Below are 25,970 nucleotides of genomic sequence, written 5' to 3'. Positions count from 1 at the left end.
TCGATCGACTGGTCGAGCCAGTCCGGCAGCTCGCGTTGGCGCGACAAGGCGCAATGCCATTCGCCCTCGTCATAGACCAGCCGGCGAATCTGCCACTGCGGCAGTTCGAGGTCGAGCAGCGCGATCGCGGCGTCGGTCCAGGCGCCGGACTGGATCAGGCGCTCGACGCGCGCGCTCTTGCCGGCCTGACCGACCGACGGGAAGCGTCGGCAGGTCTGGCTGACGATGTCGGCCATGAACTCGGCGGTGACGGCGTAAGCGTCGCGCAGCCGCTCGCCGAGGTCAGTGGTGGTGTTTTGCGATAGCACGGACATAGCGTCATCTCGTCCCAGGTGCGGCCTCGGAAAGTTTGGCCCAAGGCATTGGCCGCAGGCCCAAAATGGTCCCGGTGCCCGTTGGAAAACGAGATGAAGGAGGGGGCGGAGATATAGGGATTCCATAAAGACGGACCCCCCTGTCGTCCCGGCCTTCGCCGGGACGACGGCTGAGAACGTCGGCTGCCCCCGCAGCCTTTATAGCATTCCTATAACGTCCTTATTCGCCACCTCTCGAAAACCTATGCCCCGGATGGCACTTCACGACGATCCGGCGCGGAGCGCTTATACGGCCGCCACGCGCCCTTGGACGCATAGGAGTCTCTCATGATGGATATTCTCATGGCGGCGCTCGCGATCGGCTTCTTCGCGGCCGGCATCGGCTACGCCTACGCCTGCGAACGGCTGTAACGGAGGCGGCGATGATCTTCGATTACTCGCTTGCCGGCCTCGTCTCGCTCGGCCTGTTGTTCTACCTCACCTACGCATTGCTGCGGCCCGAGCGCTTCTAGGCGGCCGCGATGCTTGCGCTTTGCACGATTCTGTTGGCCGACGCGGTGCTGACCGGGCTGTTGCTCGGCATGTTCGCGTGGCTGCTGCGGCTCGCACCCGTTCGAAAGGTTTGACGCAATGACCGTCATCGGCTGGATTCAAATTATTCTGTTCTGCGCTGTTGTAACCGCGCTGGTCAAGCCGCTCGGCTGGTACATGACCCGCGTGTTCAACGGCGAGCGCACCTTCCTCTCACCCGTGCTGCGCCCGGTCGAGCGCGGCATCTACTGGGTCGGCGGCGTCGACGAGCGGCGCGAGCAGCACTGGCTGACCTATACGGTCGCCATGCTGCTGTTCCATGTCGGCGGCTTCGCCATCATCTACGGGCTGATGCGGTTGCAGGCATTTCTGCCGTTCAATCCGGCCGGACAGTCCGCGGTTGCCGAGGACCTTTCCTTCAACACCGCGATCTCCTTCATCACCAACACCAACTGGCAGAACTACGGCGGCGAGAGCACGCTGTCCTATCTGGTCCAGATGCTGGGGCTGACGCACCAGAACTTCCTGTCGGCGGCCACCGGCATCGCGCTCGCGATGGCGCTGATCCGCGGCTTCTCGCGTTCGACGATGCGCACGGTCGGCAATTTCTGGGTCGACGTGACGCGCTGCACGCTCTATGTGCTGCTGCCGATCTGCATCGTCTATGCGCTGTTCCTGGTCTGGCAGGGCATGCCGCAGACGCTCGGTGCCTATGTCGACGCAACGACGCTCGAGGGCGGCAAGCAGACCATCGCGCTCGGCCCGGTGGCTTCGCAGGTCGCGATCAAGATGCTCGGCACCAATGGCGGCGGCTTCTTCAACGCCAACGCTGCGCATCCGTTCGAGAATCCGACCGCGCTGTCGAACCTGGTGCAGATGATCTCGATTTTCGCGCTCGGTGCCGCGATGACCAACGTGTTCGGCCGCATGGTCGGCAATCAGCGCCAGGGCTGGGCGATCTTCGCCGTGATGGGCCTGCTGTTCGTCGCCGGCGTCACCGTGACCTACTGGGCGGAAGCCAACGGCACCTCGATCCTGCATGCCGTCGATCTGACCGGCGGCAACATGGAGGGCAAGGAGGTCCGCTTCGGCATCGTCGCGTCCTCGCTGTTCGCGGTCGTCACCACCGCCGCCTCCTGCGGCGCGGTCAACGCCATGCATGACAGCTTCACCGCGCTTGGCGGCATGATCCCGCTGATCAACATGCAACTCGGCGAAGTCATCATCGGCGGCGTCGGCGCGGGCCTCTACGGCATGCTGCTGTTCGTCGTGCTGGCGATCTTCGTCGCCGGCCTGATGGTTGGCCGCACGCCGGAATATGTCGGCAAGAAGATCGAGGCACGCGAGGTCAAGATGGCGATGCTCGCGATCCTGGTGCTGCCGCTGATGTATCTCGGCTGGACTGCGGTCGGCGTGGTGCTGCCCTCGGCCGTGGCCTCGATGGCCAATGCCGGCCCGCACGGTTTCACCGAGGTGCTCTATGCCTATACCTCGGGGACCGGCAACAATGGCTCGGCGTTCGCAGGCCTCACCGGCAACACCCTGTTCTACAATCTGACGCTCGCGATGGCGATGTTCGTCGGCCGCTTCTTCATGATCGTGCCGGCGATGGCGATCGCAGGCTCGCTGGTCGAGAAGAAGTCGATCCCGGCCTCGGCGGGCACCTTCCCAACCACCGGCGGCCTGTTCGTCGGCCTCGTCATCGGCGTGATCCTGATCATCGGCGGCCTCACCTTCTTCCCGGCGCTGGCGCTCGGGCCGATCGTCGAGCACCTCGCCATGAACGCCAACACCTTGTTCTGATCGAATACGTCCGGAGTGAACATCCATGGAAACCATGAAACTGCAGAAGCAGGTGACGGCGTCGACCATGCTCGACCCGAAGATCCTGGTGCCGGCGATCCGCTCGGCCTTCGTCAAGCTCGATCCCCGGCTGATGATGAAGAACCCGGTGATGTTCGTGGTCGAGGTCGTGGCCGCGCTGACCACCGTTATCTTCGTGCGCGACCTCGTCACCGGCAACGCCAATCTCGGCTTCACCTTCCAGATCATCCTGTGGCTCTGGTTCACGGTGCTGTTCGCCAACTTCGCCGAAGCCGTAGCCGAAGGCCGCGGCAAGGCGCAGGCCGAATCGCTGAAGAAGACCCGCACCGAGAGCCAGGCCAAGCTCCTGACCGGCACCGACCGGACCTACCGCATGGTGCCCGGCACCTCGCTGAAGGTCGGCGACATCGTGCTGGTCGAGGCCGGCGACAACATCCCGTCCGACGGCGAGGTGATCGAAGGCGTCGCCTCGGTCAACGAAGCCGCCATCACCGGCGAGTCTGCGCCCGTGATCCGGGAATCCGGCGGCGATCGTTCGGCGGTCACCGGCGGCACCCAGGTGCTGTCGGACTGGATCCGCGTTCGCATCACCGCAGCCCAGGGCTCGACCTTCATCGACCGCATGATCAAGCTCGTCGAAGGCGCCGAGCGGCAGAAGACGCCGAACGAGATCGCGCTCAACATCCTGCTGGCCGGCCTCACCATCATCTTCGTGTTCGCCACCGTAACGATCCCGAGCTATGCGGCCTATGCCGGCGGCTCGATCTCGGTCGTGGTGCTGGTGGCGCTGTTCGTGACGCTGATCCCGACCACGATCGGCGCGCTGCTGTCGGCGATCGGCATCGCCGGCATGGACCGCCTAGTGCGCTTCAATGTGCTGGCGATGTCCGGCCGCGCGGTGGAAGCCGCCGGCGACGTCGATACGCTGCTGCTCGACAAGACCGGCACCATCACCCTCGGCAACCGCCAGGCGACTGCGTTCCGGCCGATCCGCGGCGTTACGGAGCAGGACCTCGCCGATGCGGCGCAGCTTGCCTCGCTGGCCGACGAAACCCCGGAGGGTCGCTCGATCGTGGTGCTGGCCAAGGAGAAATACGGCATCCGCGGCCGCGACATGAATGAGCTGGCCGCGACCTTCGTGCCGTTCACCGCGCAGACCCGGATGAGCGGCATCGATGCCGGCGCGTCGTCGGTCCGCAAGGGCGCGGTGGACGCCATCCTCGCCCATGTCGACGGCGGCGAGCCCCGCACCGTCGCCTCGGGCAACACCATCCGTTCGGTGGCGGCAACGATGAGCGCGGAAGCCCGCGAGATCCAAGCCATCGCCGACGAGATCGCCAAGGCCGGCGGCACGCCGCTGGCCGTCGCCAAGGACGGCAAGCTGCTCGGCGTCGTGCACCTCAAGGACATCGTCAAGGGCGGCATCCGCGAGCGCTTCGCCGAACTGCGCCGCATGGGTATCCGCACCGTGATGATCACCGGCGACAACCCGATGACCGCGGCCGCGATCGCGGCCGAGGCCGGCGTCGACGATTTCCTCGCGCAAGCCACCCCTGAGGACAAGCTCAAGCTGATCCGCGATGAGCAGGCCAAGGGCAAGCTGGTCGCGATGTGCGGCGACGGCACCAACGACGCGCCGGCACTGGCGCAGGCCGACGTCGGTGTCGCGATGAACACCGGTACCCAGGCCGCCCGCGAAGCCGGCAACATGGTCGACCTCGACTCCAACCCGACCAAGCTGATCGAGGTGGTCGAGATCGGCAAGCAGCTGCTGATGACCCGCGGCGCGCTGACCACGTTCTCGATCGCCAACGACGTCGCCAAGTACTTTGCGATCATCCCGGCGATGTTCCTGGCGTTCTATCCGCAGCTCCAGGTGCTGAACGTGATGCACCTGGCAAGTCCGCAGAGCGCGATCCTGTCGGCGATCATCTTCAACGCGCTGATCATCATCGCGCTGATCCCGCTGGCGCTGAAAGGCGTCAAGTATCGCGCGGTCGGCGCCGGCGCGCTGCTCAGCCGCAACCTGATGATCTACGGCTTAGGGGGCATCATCATCCCGTTCATCGGCATCAAGGCGATCGACCTCATCGTCGCCGCTCTGGGCCTGGCTTAACCACAACGGTCATTGCGAGCGCAGCGAAGCAATCCATCTGTACGCGAACAAAGTGTGGATTGCTTCGTCGCTTTGCTCCTCGCAATGACGGCGCAAAATTCGGAGACCTATCATGCTGAGAGAAATCCGCCCCGCCATCCTGGTGCTGGTCCTGCTGACCGCGATCACGGGCCTTGCCTATCCGCTCGCGATGACGGTGATCGCCGGCGTCATCTTCCCGAAGCAGGCGCAAGGCAGCCTGATCGAGAAGGACGGCAAGGTGATCGGATCCGCCCTGATCGGGCAGGAGTTCAAGGAGGACAAATACTTCCATGGCCGGCCGTCGGCCACCGTCGCGCCCGATCCGAACGACTCCTCCAAGACCGTGCCGGCGCCCTACAACGCGGCCAATTCCGGCGGCTCCAACCTCGGCCCGACCAGCAAGGCGCTGAGCGACCGGGTCAAGGAGGACGTCGAGAAGCTGAAGGCGGAGAACCCGTCGGCCTCCGTGCCGGTCGATCTCGTTACCACCTCGGCCAGCGGGCTCGATCCGGACATCTCGCCGGATGCCGCGCAGTTCCAGGTGCCGCGGGTGGCCAAGGCGCGCAGCATGTCGGAGGACGCGGTGCGCGAGCTGGTGACGCAGAACACCCAGGGCCGCTTTGCCGGCGTGATCGGCGAGCCCCGCGTTAACGTTCTTGCGCTCAACCTGGCGCTCGACGCGGCGAAGGCGAAATAGGGGAGTAGGCCCGCTCACGCAGGATGACTATATTGCGGCATGGCCAATCAGCGCGACCCTGAAAAACGACCCTCGCCGGATGCGCTGCTCGAGGCAGCGCGTCGCGAGACCGATCGATCGGGGCGGCTGAAGATCTTCATCGGCGCCGCGCCCGGCGTCGGCAAGACCTACGAGATGCTTTCGAGCGCCCACGCCCGCCTCAAGGCGGGCGTCGACGTCGTGGTCGGGGTGGTGGAAACCCACGGACGGGCGGAGACCGAGGCGCTGCTCAGGGGGCTCGAAGTGGTGCCGCGCAAGCGGCTGGCCTATCGCGACCAGACGCTGGAGGAGATGGACCTCGACGCGGTAATCGCGCGGCGGCCGCAGCTCGCGCTGGTCGACGAGCTCGCCCACACCAATGCGCCGGGCAGCCGGCATCCGAAGCGCTATCTCGACGTCGAGGAATTGCTGTCGCACGGCATCGACGTCTACACCGCGATCAACATCCAGCACATCGAGAGCCTCAACGACGTCGTCGCGCAGATCACCCATGTGCGGGTGCGCGAGACCGTGCCGGACTCGGTGGTCGATCGTGCGGACGCCATCGAGCTGATCGACCTCACGCCCGACGACCTGATCCAGCGGCTCAAGGAGGGCAAGGTCTATGTGCCCAAACAGGCCGAGCGCGCGCTGGAGCATTATTTCTCGCCCGGCAACCTGACCGCGCTGCGCGAGTTGGCGCTGCGCCGCACCGCCGAACGGGTCGACGAGCAGCTGCTCACCCACATGCAGGCCAATGCGATCCAGGGCCCCTGGGCCGCTGGTGAACGCATCCTGGTCTGTCTCAGCGAGGACCCGCGCGCCGCCGGCCTGGTGCGTTACACCAAGCGGTTGGCCGACCGGCTGCATGCGCAATGGACCGCGGTCAGCATCGAGACCCGGCGCAGCCTGCAACTGAGCGACGAGCAGCGCGACCGGCTGGCCGACACCATGCGGCTCGCGGAGTCGCTCGGCGGCGAGGCGCTGACGCTGCCCGGGGTCGGCCGCCGCATCGCCGACGACGTCATCAGCTTCGCCCAGGCCAACAACGTCACCCAGATCATCATCGGCAAGTCGACGCGCTCGCGCTGGTTCGAGCTGACACACGGCTCAGTGGTGCACGACCTGGTGCGCCGGGCCGGCAATATCAGCGTCAACGTGATCGCCGGCGACGAGCTGCCGGTCGGCAAGGCGGCGGTGCAGACCGCGCAGCGGCAGGAGCCGTTCAAGCCGCAGCCCTATCTGATGGCGCTGCTGCTGACGGCATTGGGGCTCGGCGCGGCCAAGCTGATCCAGCCGTTCTTCGGCATCGAGAACGTCGATCTCGTCTTCATCACCGTCGTGGTCGGCGCCGCGGCGCGCTACGGTCTGTGGCCGTCGCTGCTGGCGAGCGTCGCGGCCTCGCTGTGCTACAATTTCTTCTTCCTGCCGCCGGTCTACACCTTCACCATCACCGACCCGACCAATGTCGCGGCGTTCTTCTTTTTCATGCTGATCGCGCTGATCGTCTCCAATGTCGCGGCGCGGGTACGCACCCAGGCCGACACCGCGATCGGCCGGGTCCGCACCACCGAATCACTCTACGCTTTCAGCCGCAAGCTCGCCGGCACCGCGACGCTCGACGACGTGCTGTGGGCGACCGCCTATCAGATCGCGCTGATGCTCAAGGTGCGCGTGGTGCTGCTGCTGCCGGAGGGCGGCATGCTGACGGTCAAGAGCGGCTATCCGCCCGAAGACCAGCTCGACCAGGCCGATCTCGCTGCCGCCAACTGGGCCTGGGGCAACGACCGCCCGGCCGGCCGCGGCTCGGACACGCTACCGGGCGGCAAGCGGCTGTTCCTGCCGATGCGCACCGGTCGTGGCCCGATCGGGGTGATCGGCATCGACGACGACCGAACCGGACCGCTGTTGACGCCGGACCAGCGCCGGCTGCTCGATGCGCTGGTCGACCAGGGCGCACTCGCGATCGAGCGCGTGCTGCTGGTTGAGGACATGGACCGGGTCAAGCGCACGGTCGAATCCGACCGGTTGCGCGGCGCGCTCCTGACCTCGATCTCGCACGACCTCAAGACGCCGCTCGCCTCGGTGCTCGGCTCGGCCTCGGCGCTGCGCGATCTCGAAGCCAATCTGAGCGCCGCCCAGAAGCATGATCTGCTCGCCACCGTGATCGACGAGTCGGAGCGGCTCAATCGTTTCATTGCCAACCTGCTCGACATGACCAAGCTGGAATCCGGCGCCATCGTGCCCAACACCGCGCGGCACGATGTCGGCGAAATCGTCGGCAGCGCGCTGCGGCGTGCCGCCAAGATCCTGGTGCATCACCGGGTGTCGCTGGAGCTCGCGGCCGACCTGCCGATGCTGGAGCTCGACGCGGTGCTGTTCGAGCAAGTGCTGTTCAACCTGCTCGACAACGCCGCGAAATACGCTCCCTCCGACACCACGATCTCGATTCGTGGCAGCCGCGACCGCGGCGCGGTGGCGTTGCAGATCCTGGACGAGGGCAACGGCATTCCGGCCGCCGAGTTGGAAAGCGTGTTCGACAAGTTCTATCGCGCCGAGAAGGGCGACCATGTCCGCCCCGGCACCGGCCTTGGGCTGGCGATCTCGCGCGGCTTCGTCGAGGCGATGCGCGGCACGATCGCGGCGGCCAACCGCTCCGACCGCAGCGGCGCCGTCATCACCATCCGCCTGCCGATCCCGGCCGACACCAACGCGCTGGACACTGCTGCATGAACGCGACGCCCATCAAGGTCCTGGTCATCGACGACGAGCCGCCGATCCGCAAGCTGCTGCGGATGGGGCTGAGCACGCAGGGCTATGACATCCTCGAGGCCTCCAACGGCAAGATGGCATTGGAGATGCTGGCCGAAGGACCGGCGCTGATCATCCTCGATCTCGGCCTGCCCGACATCCAGGGCCATGATCTCCTGCGCATGATCCGCGGCCGCAATGAGAGCGTGCCGATCGTGGTGCTGTCGAGCCGCGGCGACGAGGCCGGCAAGGTGCAGGCGCTCGATCTCGGCGCCGACGACTACCTGACCAAGCCGTTCGGCATGGACGAATTGCTGGCGCGGCTGCGCGCGGCGCTCCGTCATCAGTTGCAGGTGCAGGGCGAACGGCCGGTGTTCCGCTCCGGCGATCTCTCGGTCGACCTGGTGCGCCGGATCGTCAAGGTTGGCGAGAAAGAGATCAAGCTGTCGCCGAAGGAGTATGACCTGCTGCGCGTGCTGGTGCAGCACGCCGGCAAGGTGCTGACCCATCGTTTCCTCTTGAAGGAATTGTGGGACGAGTTGACTGACGCGCAATATCTGCGGGTCTATGTCCGGCAGCTCCGCCAGAAGATCGAGGCCGACCCTGAGCGTCCGCAATTCGTGCTGACCGAGACCGGTATCGGCTATCGGCTGCGCGCGGCCGACTGAGCTGTCATGCCCCGCGAAGGCGGGGCATCCAGTACGCCGAGGCTTCTCCGCTTGATCAGCACTGCCTCGGAATGCTGGGTCGCCCGGCCAAGCCGTGCGACGACACAGGCCGGAACTTTCGCTGCCATCGCGGCTTGGTCTGCCTTACCGGGAGACACGTCATGGCAAGGAAATACTCGCGGAGGGCATCTGAGGATATCGAGCGCGTGATGAAGAAGCGCAAAGCCGGGACGCTGCGTAGCGGCGGCTCCAAGAAGAAGGTGACGAGCCGCAAGCAGGCGATCGCGATCGGACTGTCGGAGGCGCGCGCCAAGGGCCGTAAGGTGCCGAAGAAGGCGAAGACAACGAAGAAACGGAAGACCGCCAAGAAGCGAAAGGCTGCGAAGCGGTAGGGTGCCGAGCCATTTGTCATTGCGAGACGCGTAGCGACGAATCAATCCATCCTTCAGCATGGGCGGAAAGATGGATTGCTTCGCTTCGCTCGCAATGACGCGGTGAAGGCCTACCCCGCCTTTTGCCGACGCGTAGTCGACCGGTGCGCCTTCTTCGCCGCGCGGCGGTGCGATGTCGGGCGCCGCGCGGTCGAGCCCGAGCGCCTTGCGCCGCTTTTGCCGCTCTTCAGGCTCTGCTTCAACGCGTCCATCAGGCTCACCACATTGCTCGGCTTCTCCTCGCGCTCGGCGGCCTTGATCGGCTTGCCGGCGGCCTTGCGGCGGACCAGGGCTTTCAGCGCGGTCTCGTAGTCGTCCTTGAACTTTGACGGGTCGAAATGCGCGGCCTTGCTGTCGAGGATGTGGCCGGCGAGCTCGATCATGTCCTTGGTCACCTTCGGGCTCTTGATGTCGTCGAAATAATCGTCAGCGTCGCGTACCTCATAGGGGTAGCGCAAGGTGGTGCCGAGCATGCCCTTGTCGAGTGGCTCGATCGCGATCACATGCTCGCGGTTGGTCAGCACGATCCGGGCCAGCGCGACGCGGTCCTGGTCCTTCATGGCGTCGCGGATCACCGCGAACGCATCGATGCCGGCCTTGCCGTCGGGCCTGATGTAATAGGGGTGGTCGAGATAGCGCTTGTCGATCTCGCTTTCAGGCACGAAAGCGTCGATATCGATGGTGTGGTTGCTCTCGATCTGGACCGCCTCGAGCTCGTCCTTCTCGATCTCGACATACTTGCCCTTGCTCACCTCGTAGCCGCGACCCTTCTGGTCGCCCTCGACGACGTCGCCGGTCTCGGCATCGACCATCTGCTGCTTCAGCCGGTTGCCGGTCTCCCGGTTGATCATGTGGAAGCGGGTCTTCTCGACCGTGGTCGAGGCCGGGTAGAGCGCCACCGGGCATGACACCAGCGAGAGCTTGAGCGTGCCTTTCCAGTAGGCGCGGGGAGCGGCCATGATCGTCTCCAAACAGCTTGAGTTTGGAACTTGAACGGATACCGTAGGTTTTGGTTCCTGATGGCCGCGCCGGGGCGGCGGCCGCCGTTTGCGTCGAGGCCTGGATGTGTCGCTGAGAAATCACGTGTCGCTGAGAAACCTCACCACCTATCGCAAGAAGCGCGACTTCGAGAAGACCAGTGAGCCGTCGGGCGACGTCAAGGTCGCACCGAGCAAGCAGCGGCGCTTCGTGATCCAGAAGCATGACGCGACGCGGCTGCACTATGATTTCAGGCTGGAGTTCGATGGCGTCTTCAAGTCCTGGGCGGTGACGCGCGGGCCATCGCTCGATCCGCATGACAAGCGGCTCGCGGTCGAGGTCGAGGATCATCCGCTCGACTACGGCGATTTCGAAGGTACGATCCCCGAAGACCAATATGGCGGCGGCACCGTGCAGCTGTGGGATCGCGGCACCTGGGACTCTGACGATCCCGAGCGCGGCTTCAAGAAGGGCGACCTGAAGTTCACCCTGCATGGCGAGAAGCTGCACGGCAGCTGGGTCCTGGTGCGAATGAAGAGCGACCGCTTCGGCGGCAAGCGCACCAATTGGCTATTGATCAAGCACCGGGATGAATATGCCGTCGATGGCGATGGCGAAGCGGTTCTCGGAGAGGATCGCTCGGTTGCGTCGGGCCGTTCGATGGCGCAGATCGCAGCCGGCAAGGGCCGGGCGCCGAAGCCGTTCATGCTGGCGAAGGGCAACGGCAAGGCCACAGCGGATGCGGTCTGGCAGTCCAATCACGGCATGGCCGCGGACGCCCGCGCGAAGACCAAGGCGCCAGCGCCAAAGGCAAAGCTGAAGGCGCAGTTGAAGGAGCGGCCGAGGGCGAAGCCGAAGCAGGTGGCGGAGATGCCCGATTTCGTCTCGCCGCAGCTCTGCGCCGCGGTCGAGTCTCCGCCGAATGGCGCCGACTGGGGCCACGAGATCAAGTTCGACGGCTATCGCGTGCAGCTTCGCGTGGGGGATGGCGAGGCTGACGTGAAGACCCGCAAGGGACTCGATTGGTCGGACAAGTTCGCCGCGATCGTGAAGGAGGCCAGCAAGCTGCCGGATGCCTTGATCGACGGCGAGATCGTCGCGCTCGACGAGAACGGAACGCCGCATTTTTCGACGTTGCAGGCCGCGCTCTCCGACGGCAAGACCGAGCAACTAATCTTCTACGCGTTCGACCTGCTGTTTGCCGGCACCGAGGACCTCCGACCACTGCCGCTCGCCGAGCGCAAGTCGCGTTTGAAGACGTTGCTCGCGGCGCGCAAGGGCAAGAACCCCTTGATCCGCTATGTCGAGCACTTCGAGGAGAGCGGCGATGCCGTGCTGGAGTCCGCGCGCAAGCTCGGGCTGGAAGGCATCGTCTCCAAGCGGCTCGACGGGGCCTATCGCTCCGGCCGTTCCGACGACTGGACGAAGGCCAAAATCCGCGCCGGCCACGAGGTGGTGCTCGGCGGCTGGAAGACCACCAACGGCAAATTCCGCTCGCTGATGGCCGGCGTCTATCGCGGCGATCATCTGGCCTTTGTCGGCATCGTCGGCACCGGCTTTGGCCAGGATACCGTCCGCCGCATCATGCCGGCGCTGAAGGAAGCTGCCTCCGACACGAGCCCGTTCGGCGGCAAGGATGCGCCGAAAAAGACCCGCGAGGTGCACTGGCTGAAGCCCGAGCTCGTTGCCGAGATCGAGTTCGCGGGCTGGACCGACGCCGGCAATATCCGCCAGGCCGCCTTCAAGGGGCTGCGGCAGGACAAGCCGGCGCATGAGGTCGAGGCCGAGCGACCGGTCGTAATCAGAGTGGTGAAGCCGATGGCGAAAGGCAAGGCGTCGAGCGAGGTGATGGGCGTCGCCATCTCGCATCCCGACAAGGCGTTGTGGCCCGATGCCGGCGACGGCGAGCCGGTGACCAAGCTCGACCTCGCCAGCTATTTCGAGGCGGTCGGCGAATGGATGATCGGCTATCTCAAGGGGCGGCCGTGCTCGATCGTGCGCGCGCCCGACGGCATCAAGGGCGAGACGTTCTTCCAGCGTCACGCGATGGCCGGCACGTCGAAGCTGCTGAAGCTTGCCAAGGTCTCGGGCGACCGCAAACCGTATTTGCAGATCGACCAGATCGAGGGGCTGGCCGCGGTCGCGCAGCTCGGCGGCCTCGAGCTGCATCCCTGGAATTGCGCGCCCGACGCCTATGATACGCCGGGCCGGCTGGTGTTCGATCTCGATCCGGCGCCCGACGTGGCGTTCTCCGACGTCGTCGACGCTGCCAAGGAGATGCGCCAGCGGCTGACCGCGGTCGGCCTCGAAAGCTTCTGCAAGACCACCGGTGGCAAGGGCCTTCATGTCGTCGCGCCGTTGCAGTCGGGGGCCAGGGACAAGGTGACCTGGAAGGAGGCCAAGGCCTTCGCGCAGGGCATCTGCCAATGGATGGCGCAGGACGACCCGGAGCGCTATCTGATCAACATGTCCAAAGCCAAGCGCACCGGAAAGATCTTCCTCGATTATCTGCGCAACGACCGGCTCGCGACGGCGGTCGCGGTGGTCTCGCCGCGGGCGCGGCCGGGCGCGACTGTGTCGATGCCGCTGACCTGGACACAGGTGCGTGGCGATCTCGATCCGGCAAAGTACACGGTGAGGTCGGTGCCGGCGCTGCTTGCGAAGACCAAGGCCTGGGACGGCTATGACGATGCGGCGTCGTCGATCAAGGCGGCGATCAAGAAGCTTGCTGCGCAGTGAGCGCGTTCTCCTCGTCATGCCCCGCAAAGGCGGGGTATCCAGTACGCCAAAGCCTGTCGATTAAATCGTTGACGCCTCTGGAATATTGAATCACCCGCTTTCGCGAAAGCGGGTGATGACAGGTGTTGATGCGGATACGACGCGACACGCGTCCAGGCGCTAGATGCGTCCGAGCAGCAGCAGGATCAGCAGGATCACGATCACCAGGCCGAGACCGCCGCCGCCATAATAGCCGGTGCCGTAGAACGGTCCGCCGCCAATGCCGCTGAAGCCGCCAAGCAGCGCGATGACCAGAATAATAAGGATGATCGTTCCAAGTGACATTTCAAGCTCTCCTCAGCCCCGCGGGCCTGTTCGTCTCTGCCCTACGCGCGAGGAAAACAAACCGGTTTGGCGAAAGTTCCAATTCTCGCGCAGCGATAAATACCGCCCATCTTCCATTTTTATGGGAACGTATTTACATGGTGACGATCACATGAGGAGTGCACCGCGATGTCGGCGCCGCTGATCGTTTCGATCCCCCACAGTCTTGGCCGCGACGAGGCGATGCGCCGCCTGAAGACAGGCCTTTCGCGCGCAGCCGTGAATGTGCCGGTGCTCAGCGTCGACGAGGAAAGCTGGGACGGCAATCGCATGAGCTTCCGGGTCCGCGCGCTGGGGCAGGTCGCGTCCGGACATCTCGACGTCGAGGATACCCTGGTCCGCCTCGAGGTGACGCTGCCGTGGCTGCTCCAGCGTTTCGCCGAGGCCGCTCAGGTGGCCATTCAGAAACGCGGCCAGTTGCTGCTCGGCAAGAGCTGACGCGCGCCGCTAGCCGTGTTCGCGCACACGCTTTGGGTCTTGCTTGGCTCCAGTTGCGGCTTTTGCCTTCACAACGGCGACGGGCAGATTGGCGAACAGCGTTGAGAGCTGGGCCCTGGTCTCGCCATCGGGGAGCGAATACCCGGCCAGATCGATCTCGCCTTCATAAGCCTCTGGTCGCGGCCAGTGACGGCCGCCCTGTGTGAACGGAGCGAAGGATTTCGCCACCGCGACGATCACGGCTTCGCGGCCGTGACGCCTTGCGAACGCGACGACGTGATCGCGATGCGGGCCGCTGACCGCGAGTGGCTCGTAGTCGCCGCTGGTGAACACGCCCGCCATCTCGTTGCGCAGCCGCAGCAGATGTCGCGTCCAGGCAAACTTCAGGCGGCCATCGCGCCAGCTCTCGGCCAGCGCCTTCCAATCCGGCGCCTCCAGCGCCGCAAGCATGGCTTCGCGCCCGGCAAAGTCGACCGGCCGGCGGTTGTCGGGGTCGACCAGCGAAAGATCCCAGCTTTCGGTGCCCTGGTAGAAATCCGGCACGCCCGGCATGGTCGCCTTCAGCGTGATCTGGCTGAGCGAGTTCAGCGCGCCGATCAGCGCGGTGCGCTGCGCCAGCGTATCGAGCGCGCCGACGAATTCGGGCGAGGCGCTGCGATCGAGGATCCGCGCGATGAAGGCCTTCACGCCGGCCTCATAGGGCTCATGCGGATTGAGCCAGCTGGTCTCCTGCTTGCCCTCGCGCGCCGCCTTTAGCGCATAGGCCTGGATGCGCGGGAGGAGCGAGGCGTCATCCGGATCCCAGGCGCCGAGCAGGGCCTGATACAGCATGTACTCGAACGTCGCCGACGGCGCGCGCATCTCGCCGTCGAGCACCAGATGCGGCGCGTTCAACACCTTCCAGCGCGCCACCGCGCTGGTCCATTCGCCGGGAATCTCTGCGAGCGCCATGATGCGGGCGCGGGCGTCCTCGCCGCGCTTGGTGTCGTGGGTCGCGGTCGACGTCATGCCGTTCGGCCATTCGCGGGCGCGGGTCGCCATCATGGCGTGGAACGTTTCGGGCGCAATCGCGCTTGCGGCGGGATCGCCGCCGACCTCGTTGAGCGCCAGCAGGCGATGGTAGCGATAGAAGGTGGTGTCCTCCAGCGACTTGGCCATCATCGGCCCGGTGAACTGCTGCACCTTCAGCGCGAAGCGGCGGACCCGCGGCGCGCTGTGCGGCGGCCGGCCGGGCTTCAACAAATCCATGGTCAAGGCATCGCGCAGGAAGTCGAAGATGCCTTCGTCGGCGGCGAACCAGTCGGCGCGGGCGCGCTCGATGGTGTCGCTGATCAGCGCGCGGTCATGCGCGGTCGGGCCCGAGCCGGTGAGATAGGTGCGATAGACCGGGAAGTGCAGCACATAGAGCTCGAGTGCCTGCCGCAGGCTGTCACCGGAGAAATCGCGGGTCGAATAATGTCCGCTGGCGATGCGCGCGACGAGCCGCGCCAGCACGGTGAATTCGCTGGTCAGCAGCGTCTCCAGCACGCGGCGCTTGGCCTCGCGCAGCACCGGCGTCAGGTTCGGCGACTGGTTGCTGATCTGGCGCCAGATCTCATTGAGCGGATCGAGACCATTGCCGTCGACCAGCACCTGGCTGATCGTATTCATCCATTCATAGCCGGTGGTGCCGTGGACGCCGGCAAACCTGGTCAGCTTCTCGTCCTCGCCGAGGATCTTCTCGATCACCATGTAGAACGGCCGGGCCTTGCCGCCTTGCGCCGAGCGGATCAGGCGACGCAGCCGCTGGAAATACTGCGCGGGATCGCGCAGGCCGTCGATATGGTCGAGCCTCAGGCCTTGCAGCCGGTCCTCCGCGATCAGCCGCTTCACCAGGCTATGGCTCGCCTCGAAAGTGGCGGCGTCCTCGACCCGGAGGCCAGCCAGCGTGTTGACGTCGAAGAAGCGGCGATAGTTGATGTCGCTGGAGGCGAGCCGCCAGTGGCCAAGCTTGTAGTGCTGGCGTTCCAGCAGGTGATGCAGCGCCAGCGTCTGGGTAGGGCGGTCCTCGCCGGCGCGATAGGCGTCGAGCCCGCGCGCAATGATGTCGGCGCTATCATCGATCGCCTTGATCGCCGCCTTCAGTGTCGGCGCCTCCTTGCGGTTCGGATGGCGCAGGCCGCGGTAGCGCGCCGCGAGTTCGAGCAGCGCGCGGCCGGCCGGGCTGTTTTCGGCACCGGCCTCGCGGACGATGCTGCGCAGCACCTCGCCATAGCGTTCAGGTGCGATCGGCAGGCGGTGCTCGAAATACCAGGCGGAGAAACTGCCTTCGTTTGCGTCGTAGCGCAGCTCGATCTCGCCGCGCTCCAGCGCCTGGCCATAGGACGAGCCGAGGATCGGCAGCAGCACGCCGCCGCGCGCGCGGTAGGGCAATTGGTCCCAGTCGATGTCGAAGGAGACCGCGTGCGGCGACACCGGCCCCCATTCGAGGACATCGAGCCACCACGGATTGTCGGCGAAGTGCACGCCGACATGGTTCGGCACGAAATCCAGGATCAGCCCGAGGTCGTTGCGCTTCAACGCGTCGCTGAACCGTGCGAAGCCGGCTTCGCCGCCGAGTTCCGGATTGAACTTGGTGTGGTCGACGACGTCATAGCCATGGGTCGAGCCCTTGCGCGCCTTCATGAACGGCGAGGCATAGACATGGCTGATGCCGAGCGCCTTTAGGTACGGCGCCACGCTCGCGGCGGCATCGAAGTCGAAATCGGCGGTGAGTTGCAGACGGTAAGTCGCGATCGGGATCGCCGGAGGCATGGTGCTATCCGATGTGCCAGCGCACCGCCCAGCCAGGGAGGTCGCTCGACAACGCGCCGCCCCAGATCGCGGTTCCCTTCGGCTCGGGAACGTGGCCGATGGCCTGATCCGACAGGTTGACCGTTAGCCATAGCGTGCTGCGGTCTCCCATCTGCCAATGCGCGGTCAGCAGATTGGCCGTCACATGGGCCTCGCCGAAACGCACCTTGGCCAATCGCGGCAGGATCTCGCGGTGGCGCACCGCGAGCAGTTCGCGCACCAGCGCAACCCGGTCGCGGCCGGGAGTGCGCTCAAGCGCCGTCCAATCGAGCACCGCCGATTGCATGGTCTTCTCGGCGAGCGGGTCCGGAACATCGTCGCCATACTTGGCATAAGCCCAGGCGAATTCCTTGCGCCGCCCGGCGCGCACCGCGTTGGCGAGATCGCCGGTGAAATCGCAGAAGAACGGGAACGGCGTCGTCGCGCCCCATTCCTCGCCCATGAACAGCATCGGCGTGGTCGGCGCGAGCAGCGTCACCGCCAGCCCTGCCTCGATCGCTTGCGGCTTCGCGATGCTGTCGAGACGCTCGCCGAGCGGACGGTTGCCGATCTGGTCGTGGTTCTGCAGGAAATTGATGAAGCAGGTCGGCGACAGCATGCCGCTCGGCTCGCCGCGGGCCTTGCCGCCCCAGAAGCCCGAGACCTCGCCCTGATAGATGTAGCCGGAGGACAGTGCGCGAACCAGGTCCTGCTTCGGCGACTGCTGATAGTCGGCGTAATAGCCCTGGGCCTCGCCGGTCAGGATCACGTGCCAGGCGTGGTGGTAGTCGTCATTCCACTGGCCGCGGAACTTGCCACGCGGCGGATCCTCCGCGTCATCCAGCAGGCTCGCGATGTTGTCGCCGTTTTCGAGCACGAGGTTGATCTGCCGGCCGGTCTCGGCTGCGAGATGGCCGGCCGCCTTGCTGAAATCGTGCAGCACGGAGACCTCGCCGGCTTCGACGATGGTGTTGACCGCGTCGAACCGCAGCCCGTCGAAGCGATAGTCGCGCAGCCAGCTCACGACACTCTCGATCGCGAAGGCGCGGACCTCGGGCACGCGATAGTCGATCGCGCTGCCCCATGGCGTGTGTGCATCGCTGAAGAAATTTGGTGCGTAGCGGCCGAGGTAATTCCCCTCGGGTCCGAAATGGTTATAGACCACGTCGAGCATCACCATCAGCCCGCGCAGATGCGCCTCGTCGATCAAGGTCTTCAGATCTTCGGGGCGGCCATAGGCGCTGTCGGGCGCGTACCACAGCACGCCGTCATAGCCCCAGTTTCGCTTGCCGGCGAAATCCGCCAGCGGCATCAGTTCGAGCGCGGTGATGCCGGTCGCCACCAGATGATCGAGCTTGTCGATCATGGCGCGATGGGTGCCCTCTCGCGTGAAGGTGCCGACATGGGCTTCGAGAATCACGGCTTCGTGCCAGGGTCGTCCGCGCCACTCGGTCGCGCGCCATTTGAAAGCGGTGTGGTCGATCACCTCGCTCGCCCCGAACACATCGTCCGGCTGGAATGCGGAGGCGGGATCTGGCACGTCGACCTCGTCGTCGATGCGGAATTTGTAGCGGGTACCGGCGCGCGCGCCCGCGATCTCGGCAACGTACCAGCCGGCGGCGTCGCGCGTCAGGGCGTGCGGCTTGTCGAGCAGCAGGTCGACGCGCTTGGCTGCCGGCGCCCATAGCCGGAAGCGCGCGCCATCGGGCGTCAGCTCGGGTCCGAAATGCTGGGCGCTCATGCGGAGCCTGCGAAGGCCAGCACCGAGCGCGGCGGTGCCGTCATGTCTGCGCCGGATGCGAACTGCTCGGCGGTCTGCTCCGCCTGGGTCGTGTTCAAGACCTGCTGCCAGCTGCTGTACTCCGCCATTCTCGGCATCCTGAACACGATCTCCTGCGGTGCGGCGTTCAGCACGATAAAGATCGGCGCCTGGCCTTGTTCCATCGGCCCCAGCACATAGGCCAGGAACCGGCTTTCCGGGAATTTCCAGTCGGATTCCTTCATCTCCTCCGCTGCCGGCGTCAGCCACAGCACGCCATAGCTGCCGTCGGCGCGGCGGCCGTCGAGCCAGCTCTGGCAGCGGATCTGGCCGAAGCGCTGGCGCAGCGCGGTGAGATGGCCGATGAAATCGATATCGTCGTCGTCCGTGCCGAGGTTCTCCCAGCCCACCCAGCCGGTCTCATTGTCCTGGCAATAGGCGTTGTTGTTGCCGCCTTGGGTGTTGGCGACCTCATCGCCGGCGAGGATCAGCGGCGTGCCCTGCGCCAGCAACAGGCAGGCCAGCGCATTCTTCCGCAACTGCCGGCGCAGCGCGATGATCGCGGGATCATCGGTCGGTCCTTCATGGCCGCAATTGTTGCTGTGATTGTCGTTGGAGCCGTCGCGATTGTCCTCGCCATTGGCCTCGTTGTGCTTCTCGTTGTAGCTGAACAGGTCGGCCAGCGTGAAGCCGTCATGCACCGTGATGTGGTTGATGCTGGCGCGGGTCGCGCGGTTGTCGTGATGAAACAGATCGGAGGACGCGGTCATGCGGCCCGAGATGTCGCCGATCAGGCTGCCTTCGCCGCTCCAGTAACGCCGCATCGCACTGCGGTAGCGGTCGTTCCACTCCGACCATTGCGACGGGAAGGCGCCGACCTGGTAGCCGCCGAGACCGAGATCCCACGGCTCGGCGACCATCTTCACGGTCGCCAGCACCGGATCCTGGCGGATCGCGGTGAGGAAGGGGTGGTTGCGATCAAAGCCGTTCGGCCCGCGTGCCAGCGTGGTGGCGAGATCGAAGCGGAAGCCATCGACATGGCAGACCTCGACCCAGTAGCGCAGCGAATCCATCACCATTTGCAGCACGCGCGGATGGGTGAGGTTGACCGAGCTGCCGCAGCCGGTGAAGTCGTCGTAGAAGCGCGGGTTCTCGCGGTTCAGCCAGTAATAGGAGGCGTTGTCGATGCCGCGGAAGCACAGTGTCGGGCCCATATGGTTGCCCTCGGCGGTGTGGTTGTAGACCACGTCGAGCAGCACCTCGATGCCGGCGTCGTGCAGCCGTGCGACTGTCGTACGAAACGAGTCCAGCGCATTGTCCTGGGCGTAGCGCGCCTCGGGCGCGAAGAACGCGATGGTGTTGTAGCCCCAGTAGTTCGCGAGCTTCTTCTCGACCAGCACGCGGTCGTCGATCAGGCCGTGGATCGGCAACAGCTCGATGGTCGTGACGCCGAGCCGCTTCAGGTGGTCGATCATCGCCGGCGAAGACAGCCCGCCATAGGTGCCGCGCAGGTTCGGCGGCACGTCCTCGCGCTTCTGGGTCAGGCCCTTGACGTGGGCCTCGTAGATGATGGTGTCTGCCCAGGGGATCTGCGGCCGGATTTCGCGGCGCCCCCAGTTGAAGCTCTCGTCGACCACCACAGCCTTCGGCATGCCGCGGGCATTGTCGCGGCGGTCGAAGGAGAGATCCTCGCGCGCGCTGCCGGTGCGGTAGGCGAAATGCGCGTCGCTCCACACCAGCCGGCCGGCGAGCCGCTTGGCATAGGGATCGAGCAACAGCTTGTTGGCGTTGAAGCGGTGGCCACGCTCCGGCGCATAGGGTCCGTAGACGCGATAGCCGTAGAGCTGGCCCGGCGAGACGTCGTTGAGGTAGCAGTGCCAGACGTCCTCGGTGCGCTCCGGCATCTCGATCCGCTCGAGCTCGCGGCGACCCTGGCCGTCGAACAGGCACAGCTCCACCTTTTCGGCATTCGCCGAGAACAGCGCAAAATTGGTGCCTCTGCCGTCCCAGCTTGCACCGAGCCGTGCGGACGTTCCCCCAGTCAGACGCATGAGCTAGCTTTCCGGTACGAGGAAGATCGCAGCCAGCGGCGGAATGGTCAGGTCCAGCTCCGGCGTGGCGCCCTCGGACGTGCGAACCTCGCCGATATTGCCGACATTGGTGCCGCCGTAATGCGCGGAGTCCGAGTTGAGCACCTCGTGCCATTTGCCCGCGAGCGGCACCCGGACACGATAGTTGCGATAGACGTTGGGCGAGAAGTTCATGACCACGAGGCAGCGCGCGCGCTCGGCATTGCCCTTGCGGATCCAGGCGAACACATTGTTGTTCGCGTCGTCGCTGATGACCCATTCGAAGCCGGCCTGGTCGCAGTCGAGCTCATGCAGCGCCGGCACTGCGCGATAGAGCCGGTTGAGGTCGCGGATCAGGTTCTGGATGCCCTTGTGCTTGGGCTGGTCCAGCAAGTGCCAGTCGATCGAATAGTCGTGGTTCCACTCGCGTTCCTGGCCGAATTCGCAGCCCATGAACATCAGCTTCTTGCCGGGATGGCCGAACATGAAGCTGTAATAGGCGCGCAGGTTGGCGAAGCGCTGCCAGTCGTCGCCGGGCATGCGGCCGAGGATCGAGCGCTTGCCGTGCACCACCTCGTCGTGGGACAGCGGCAGGATGAAGTTCTCCGAGAAGGCATAGTGCAGGCCGAACAGGATATCGCCGTGATGATGTTTGCGGTGGATCGGATCCTTGCCGATGTATTTCAGCGTGTCGTGCATCCAGCCCATGTTCCACTTGTAGCCGAAGCCGAGCCCGCCATATTCGACCGGGCGCGACACCTGCGGCCAGGCGGTGGACTCCTCGGCTGCCGTGGTCGCCTGCGGGAAATGCGCGAACAGCTCGGTGTTGAAGCGGCGCAGGAAATCGATCGCCTCGATGTTCTCCCGGCCGCCATATTTGTTCGGAATCCAGCCGCCAGCGGGGCGGCTGTAATCGAGATAGAGCATCGAGGCGACGGCATCGACGCGCAGCCCGTCGATGCCGTAGCGGTCGAGCCAGAACAGCGCGTTCGACACCAGGAAGTTGGTCACCTCGGTGCGCCCGTAATTGTAGATCAGCGTGCCCCAGTCGAGGTGACGGCCCTGCAGCGGGTTGGCGTGCTCGTAGAGCGCGGTGCCGTCGAAATGGCCGAGGCCGTGCGGATCGTCGGGGAAATGTCCGGGGACCCAGTCGAGCAGCACGGCGAGGCCCGCGGCATGGCAGGCGTCGATCAGCGCTGCGAAATCGTCCGGCGAGCCGAACCGGCTGGTCGGCGCGAACATGCCGGTCGGCTGGTAGCCCCAGGAGCCGTCGAACGGATGCTCGGATATGGGCAGGAATTCGACATGGGTGAAGCCGAGGTCGCTGGCATAGGCGGGAAGCTGTTCCGCCATCTCGCGATAGGTCAGCCATTCGTTGCGGCCCTTGCGCCGCCAGGAGCCGAGATGGACCTCGTAGATCGACATCGGCGAGCTCAGCGCGTTGACGCGATCCGGCGCGGGACGCGGGTGCGGGATCTTGCGCTCGTCGATCACGATCGAGGCGGTCTTCGGACGTACCTCGGCGGCGAACGCCAGCGGATCGGATTTCAGCGGCAAATGCTGGCCGTTACGGCCGACGATCTCGAACTTGTAGTGATCGCCGACGCGTGCCCGCGGGATGAACAGCTCCCAATAGCCGGGGCCGCGGACGCGCATCGGATGCCGCCTGCCGTCCCAGAAATTGAAGTCGCCGACCACGCTGACCCGGCGCGCATTCGGCGCCAGCACCACGAAGCCGATGCCGTCGACGCCGTCGAGCGTCATCGGGTGCGCGCCGAGCGTGTCGTAGACGCGCTGATGCGTGCCCTCGCCGAGCAGATAGAGATCGAAATCGCTCAGGATCGGCGGGAAACGGTAGGCGTCCTCCAGCTCGACGACCTTGTTACCGAAGCGGGCGCGGAGTTGGTAGCGCGTCGAGCCGTTCGGCAAGGGACCCGCGAACAGGCCGGCATCGTGGATCCGCGCCAGCTCCACCGTCCCGCCATGCTCGCCGATCGCCTCGACATTGCTGGCGTCAGGCAGGAAGGCGCGCACCACGTTGCGATCCCCCTCGGGATGCAGCCCGAGATAGTGGAACGGGTCGGAATGGCGGCCCTCGATGATGGCATAGGCCTCGGCGGGCAGTTTGGTCATGCACCCTCATGCGGCTGTTGCGGCAGGATCCTCAGCAGGCCGGTAAGCGGCACCCGCAGCCAATCCGGCCGGTTGGCCAGCTCATACTCGATCTCGTAGAAGGCTTTCTCAAGCAGGAAAAAGTTGAGCAAACGATCGGCCGCCTTGGGCTCAGAGGGCCACAGCCGCTGGCCGGCCATGGTCTCGCGATAGGCTGCCAGGAAGGCGTCCGCGGCCCGGTCGCGCCATTCGGCCAGGGCGAGGCTCAACCTGCCGCTGTCGTCGGGAGCGACCCTGAGCGCCCGTTCCAGCGCGGCGGTCGCCGCATAGTCGATCGAGCGGATCAGGCCGGCGACGTCGCGGGCCGGCGGTGCCTTGCGGCGGCGCTCCGCGATGGTGCGGCCCGGTCCGCCGTCGAAATCGATGATGAAGACGTCGTCCTTGACCACCAGCAGCTGGCCGAGATGCAGGTCGCCGTGATGGCGGACGTTGAGGCCATCGGTCTCGCGCGGCAGCAACGCCTTGAGCCGCTCCGGCAGCATGTCGTGCCGGGCCTGCAATTGATCGGCGAGCAGCCGGTCGGGCTCCCTCAGGGAGCTGCGCCGCTGCTTCAGGGTATCGAACACGCGCTCGGCGCGCGCCATGATCTCGTCGGCCCAGCGTTGCAGGTCCTCCGGCCTGGTCGGCTCTGGCGCGAAGTCCGGCAGATCGCGGTTGCTGGCAAGTGCCAGATGCAATTCCGCGAGGCGCTTTCCGCTATGCGACAAATGGCGCAGATAGGTTGCCTGGTCGCCGTTCTCCGCCGGATGTTCGCTCACCGCGAGCAGGCGTTGCCGTTCGACCAGGCGGTCGAGGTGAGCGGCAGCGACCGTCCAGAGATCGCCCTGGTTGACGATCATCGTATGCAGCACCGCGATCGCACTGCGCTTGTCGCCCTCGACCAATTCGGACGTGCCAAGCAGAGCAGGGGTATTCGGGAAGCCGACCACCTCGGTGAGGAAGCGGCCCATCTCGATCTCCGGATTGATGCCGACCTCGAGCTTGCGGTAGATCTTGGTGACATATTCGTTGTCGACCAACGCCGTCGAATGCGGCTGATCGTTCTCGAACACACGAATACGCTCGGGCTGCCGCACCGGCCGATCGGAGAAGCGGCTGGTCGGACGGAATTCGAGCTTCAGGCCCTGTTCGCCTTCGTCGACCGTCAGGTTTTCCCGCAGATTCCGCAGGAACAGGCCGGTGAAGATCTGGTCGGTCGCGACATCCAGCAGCGTGCCTTCGCGTGCGCCCTGGCGCACCGCGGCGAAGGCGCGCGGGTTGTAGCGCTCGCGATCGAAGCGCACCCATTCGATCTGCATCGGCAGCACGTAACGGCTGGTGGTGCTACGCTCGGTGGTCTCGAAGAAGATCAGCCATGGCCGGTTGTCGCCGATGTCGCAGAACGGGATCGCGGACACCAGTTTCGGTTGGATCGCCTTGACGGAATGCTCGGGGTACCAGCGTGAGCGTGCGAGATGGCCGGGCAGCACTTCGTGCTCGAACACGCCGCGCTCCCGCGCCAGCGACGTCCAGGTCGAATTCAGCGGCACCACCAGGGTCTCGAACTCCGGCACTGCGCGCGGCTTCACCGGCTCGGACTTGTCACGCTCCTGCAACTCGAACCAGTAGAAGCCGTAGGGCGCGAGCGTGATCATGTAGGGCAGTTCGCCGATCGCCGGGAAGCGCGTGCGCCCCAGCAGTTCCAGCGGTACGCGGTCCTTGAAGGCGGAGAGGTCGAGCTCGGTCGCCTGCGCCGAGCGCGACAGGTTGGCGACGCACAGGATCACCTTGTCCTGGTACTGCCTGACATAGGCGAGCACCGAGCGGTTCTCCGGGCGGATGAAGGTCATGGTGCCGCGGCCGAAGGCGAGCGTCGACTTGCGCACCGCGATCAGCCGCTTGGTCGCCGACAGCAGCGACGACAGGCTGCGCGACTGCGCCTCGACATTGACCGATTCGTAGCCGTAGACCGGGTCCATGATCATCGGCGCGTACAGCCGCGCCGGGTCGGCGCGCGAGAAGCCGCCATTGCGGTCCGGCGACCACTGCATCGGGGTCCGCACGCCGTTGCGATCGCCGAGATAGATGTTGTCGCCCATGCCGATCTCGTCGCCGTAATAGATGATCGGCGTGCCGGGAAACGACAGCAGCAGCGAGTTCATCAGCTCGATCTTGCGGCGGTCGTTGTCCATCAGCGGCGCAAGACGGCGGCGGATGCCGACATTGATGCGGGCGCGCGGGTCGTTGGCGTAGGTCGACCACAGATAGTCGCGTTCGACGTCGGTGACCATTTCCAGGGTCAGCTCGTCGTGATTGCGCAGGAACAGCGCCCATTGGCACGCCGCCGGGATGTCGGGCGTCTGCCTTAGGATGTCGGTGATCGGAAAGCGGTCTTCCTGGGCGATCGCCATGTAGATGCGCGGCATCAGCGGGAAGTGATAGGCCATGTGGCATTCGTCGCCATGGCCGAAATACTCCTGCACGTCCTCCGGCCATTGATTGGCCTCGGCCAACAGGATCTTGCCCTTGGCATAGGCGTCGAGCTCCTGGCGCAGCCGCTTGATGATGGCATGCGTCTCCGGCAGATTCTCGTTGTTGGTGCCGTCGCGCTCGCACAGATAGGGAATGGCGTCCAGCCGGAAGCCGTCGACGCCGGTGTCGAGCCAGCGTTTCATCACCTGCACGATGGCCCGCACCACGCGGGGATTGTCGAAATTGAGGTCCGGCTGGTGCGAGAAGAAGCGGTGCCAGTAGAACTGGCCGGCTTCCGGATCCCAGGTCCAGTTCGACTTCTCGGTATCGGTGAAGATGATCCGCGTATCGAGGTATTTCTGGTCGGTGTCGCTCCAGACATACCAGCTGCGCGCGCTCGAATTCGGCGGGCTGCGGCGCGCGCGCTTGAACCACGGATGCTGGTCCGAGGTGTGGTTGACGACGAGTTCGGTGATGACGCGCAGGCCGCGCTTCTTGGCCTCCTGGATGAAGCGCTTGAAGTCCTTCATCGTGCCGAAATCGGGATTGATGTCGCCATAATCGCCGATGTCGTAGCCATCGTCGCGGCCGGGCGACGGATAGAACGGCAACAGCCACAGCGCGGTGACGCCGAGTTCCTGTAGATAGCCGAGTTTCTCCGTCAGCCCGGCGAAGTCGCCGATGCCGTCATTGTTGCTGTCGGCGAACGCCTTGACGTGCAGCTGGTAGATGATCGCGTCCTTGTACCAGAGCTGATCCGCGGTCTCGGTCGCGATCTTCACCTCGGTATTGACGGAGGAGAAAACGTTCATGACGGCT

At 65.4% G+C, this 25,970-nt stretch carries 17 protein-coding genes; 9 read left to right on the top strand and 8 right to left on the bottom strand.

Annotated elements, in window-relative coordinates:
* A partial coding sequence (locus B2W55_RS17590) for a hypothetical protein (RefSeq protein ID WP_291532259.1) occupies positions 1 to 314 on the bottom strand: 314 nt, incomplete at its 3' end.
* A gap of 422 nt (positions 315 to 736) precedes the next feature.
* Here B2W55_RS17590 and B2W55_RS17585 point away from each other — a divergent pair.
* The 7 genes from B2W55_RS17585 to B2W55_RS17555 all read left to right on the top strand — a co-directional run bounded on the left by B2W55_RS17585 (position 737) and on the right by B2W55_RS17555 (position 9,332).
* Positions 737 to 826, top strand: coding sequence for a K(+)-transporting ATPase subunit F (locus B2W55_RS17585; RefSeq protein WP_016846764.1), 90 nt, complete (start codon positions 737 to 739; stop codon positions 824 to 826).
* Positions 827 to 944: 118 nt separating this feature from the next.
* Positions 945 to 2,648, top strand: a complete 1,704-nt coding sequence (gene kdpA, locus B2W55_RS17580) for a potassium-transporting ATPase subunit KdpA (RefSeq protein WP_024579867.1) — start codon at positions 945 to 947, stop codon at positions 2,646 to 2,648.
* Positions 2,649 to 2,673: 25 nt separating this feature from the next.
* The gene (kdpB, locus tag B2W55_RS17575; RefSeq protein WP_024579868.1) at positions 2,674 to 4,785 is read left to right on the top strand and encodes a potassium-transporting ATPase subunit KdpB; all 2,112 of its coding nucleotides are present in this window, start codon (positions 2,674 to 2,676) and stop codon (positions 4,783 to 4,785) included.
* Between the two features lie 112 nt (positions 4,786 to 4,897).
* On the top strand, positions 4,898 to 5,503 hold the full coding sequence (locus B2W55_RS17570; protein ID WP_024579869.1) for a K(+)-transporting ATPase subunit C: 606 nt from the start codon (positions 4,898 to 4,900) through the stop codon (positions 5,501 to 5,503).
* Positions 5,504 to 5,542: 39 nt separating this feature from the next.
* On the top strand, positions 5,543 to 8,254 hold the full coding sequence (locus B2W55_RS17565) for a sensor histidine kinase (protein WP_024579870.1): 2,712 nt from the start codon (positions 5,543 to 5,545) through the stop codon (positions 8,252 to 8,254).
* Positions 8,251 to 8,940, top strand: coding sequence for a response regulator (locus B2W55_RS17560; protein ID WP_024579871.1), 690 nt, complete (start codon positions 8,251 to 8,253; stop codon positions 8,938 to 8,940). The genes B2W55_RS17565 and B2W55_RS17560 overlap by 4 nt, the downstream gene beginning before the upstream one ends.
* A 161-nt stretch (positions 8,941 to 9,101) precedes the next feature.
* The gene (locus B2W55_RS17555) at positions 9,102 to 9,332 is read left to right on the top strand and encodes a DUF6496 domain-containing protein (protein WP_029878899.1); all 231 of its coding nucleotides are present in this window, start codon (positions 9,102 to 9,104) and stop codon (positions 9,330 to 9,332) included.
* 110 nt (positions 9,333 to 9,442) lie between these two features.
* Here the strand turns inward: B2W55_RS17555 and B2W55_RS17550 are convergent, their stop codons facing one another.
* Positions 9,443 to 10,330 (bottom strand): Ku protein, encoded by an 888-nt coding sequence (locus tag B2W55_RS17550; RefSeq protein WP_024579872.1) that lies wholly within the window; start codon positions 10,328 to 10,330, stop codon positions 9,443 to 9,445.
* Positions 10,331 to 10,454: 124 nt separating this feature from the next.
* On the opposite strand from B2W55_RS17550, the gene ligD reads away from it, so the two are divergent.
* On the top strand, positions 10,455 to 13,088 hold the full coding sequence (gene ligD / locus B2W55_RS17545) for a DNA ligase D (RefSeq protein ID WP_024579873.1): 2,634 nt from the start codon (positions 10,455 to 10,457) through the stop codon (positions 13,086 to 13,088).
* A gap of 159 nt (positions 13,089 to 13,247) precedes the next feature.
* Here the strand turns inward: ligD and B2W55_RS17540 are convergent, their stop codons facing one another.
* Positions 13,248 to 13,412 (bottom strand): DUF3309 family protein, encoded by a 165-nt coding sequence (locus B2W55_RS17540; protein ID WP_080891122.1) that lies wholly within the window; start codon positions 13,410 to 13,412, stop codon positions 13,248 to 13,250.
* A 168-nt stretch (positions 13,413 to 13,580) separates the two neighbouring features.
* Between B2W55_RS17540 and B2W55_RS17535 the strand changes: the two genes are divergently transcribed.
* Positions 13,581 to 13,889: a polyhydroxyalkanoic acid system family protein gene (locus B2W55_RS17535; RefSeq protein WP_024579874.1), complete on the top strand. Its 309-nt coding sequence runs from the start codon at positions 13,581 to 13,583 to the stop codon at positions 13,887 to 13,889.
* A 9-nt stretch (positions 13,890 to 13,898) separates the two neighbouring features.
* Here the strand turns inward: B2W55_RS17535 and treY are convergent, their stop codons facing one another.
* The 5 genes from treY to treS are packed head-to-tail and all read right to left on the bottom strand — an operon-like array spanning position 13,899 to position 25,963.
* Positions 13,899 to 16,682 (bottom strand): malto-oligosyltrehalose synthase, encoded by a 2,784-nt coding sequence (gene treY / locus B2W55_RS17530; RefSeq protein WP_024579875.1) that lies wholly within the window; start codon positions 16,680 to 16,682, stop codon positions 13,899 to 13,901.
* 4 nt (positions 16,683 to 16,686) lie between these two features.
* Positions 16,687 to 18,441 (bottom strand): malto-oligosyltrehalose trehalohydrolase, encoded by a 1,755-nt coding sequence (gene treZ / locus B2W55_RS17525; protein WP_024579876.1) that lies wholly within the window; start codon positions 18,439 to 18,441, stop codon positions 16,687 to 16,689.
* Positions 18,438 to 20,510 (bottom strand): glycogen debranching protein GlgX, encoded by a 2,073-nt coding sequence (gene glgX, locus B2W55_RS17520; protein ID WP_024579877.1) that lies wholly within the window; start codon positions 20,508 to 20,510, stop codon positions 18,438 to 18,440. The genes treZ and glgX overlap by 4 nt, the downstream gene beginning before the upstream one ends.
* A gap of 3 nt (positions 20,511 to 20,513) precedes the next feature.
* On the bottom strand, positions 20,514 to 22,661 hold the full coding sequence (glgB, locus tag B2W55_RS17515) for a 1,4-alpha-glucan branching protein GlgB (protein WP_024579878.1): 2,148 nt from the start codon (positions 22,659 to 22,661) through the stop codon (positions 20,514 to 20,516).
* On the bottom strand, positions 22,658 to 25,963 hold the full coding sequence (gene treS / locus B2W55_RS17510) for a maltose alpha-D-glucosyltransferase (protein WP_024579879.1): 3,306 nt from the start codon (positions 25,961 to 25,963) through the stop codon (positions 22,658 to 22,660). The genes glgB and treS overlap by 4 nt, the downstream gene beginning before the upstream one ends.
* Positions 25,964 to 25,970 lie beyond the last annotated feature (7 nt).

The organism is Bradyrhizobium sp. UBA2491 (assembly GCF_002341725.1).
Classification (GTDB): domain Bacteria; phylum Pseudomonadota; class Alphaproteobacteria; order Rhizobiales; family Xanthobacteraceae; genus Bradyrhizobium.
This window is presented reverse-complemented; position numbering and strand designations above follow the sequence as displayed.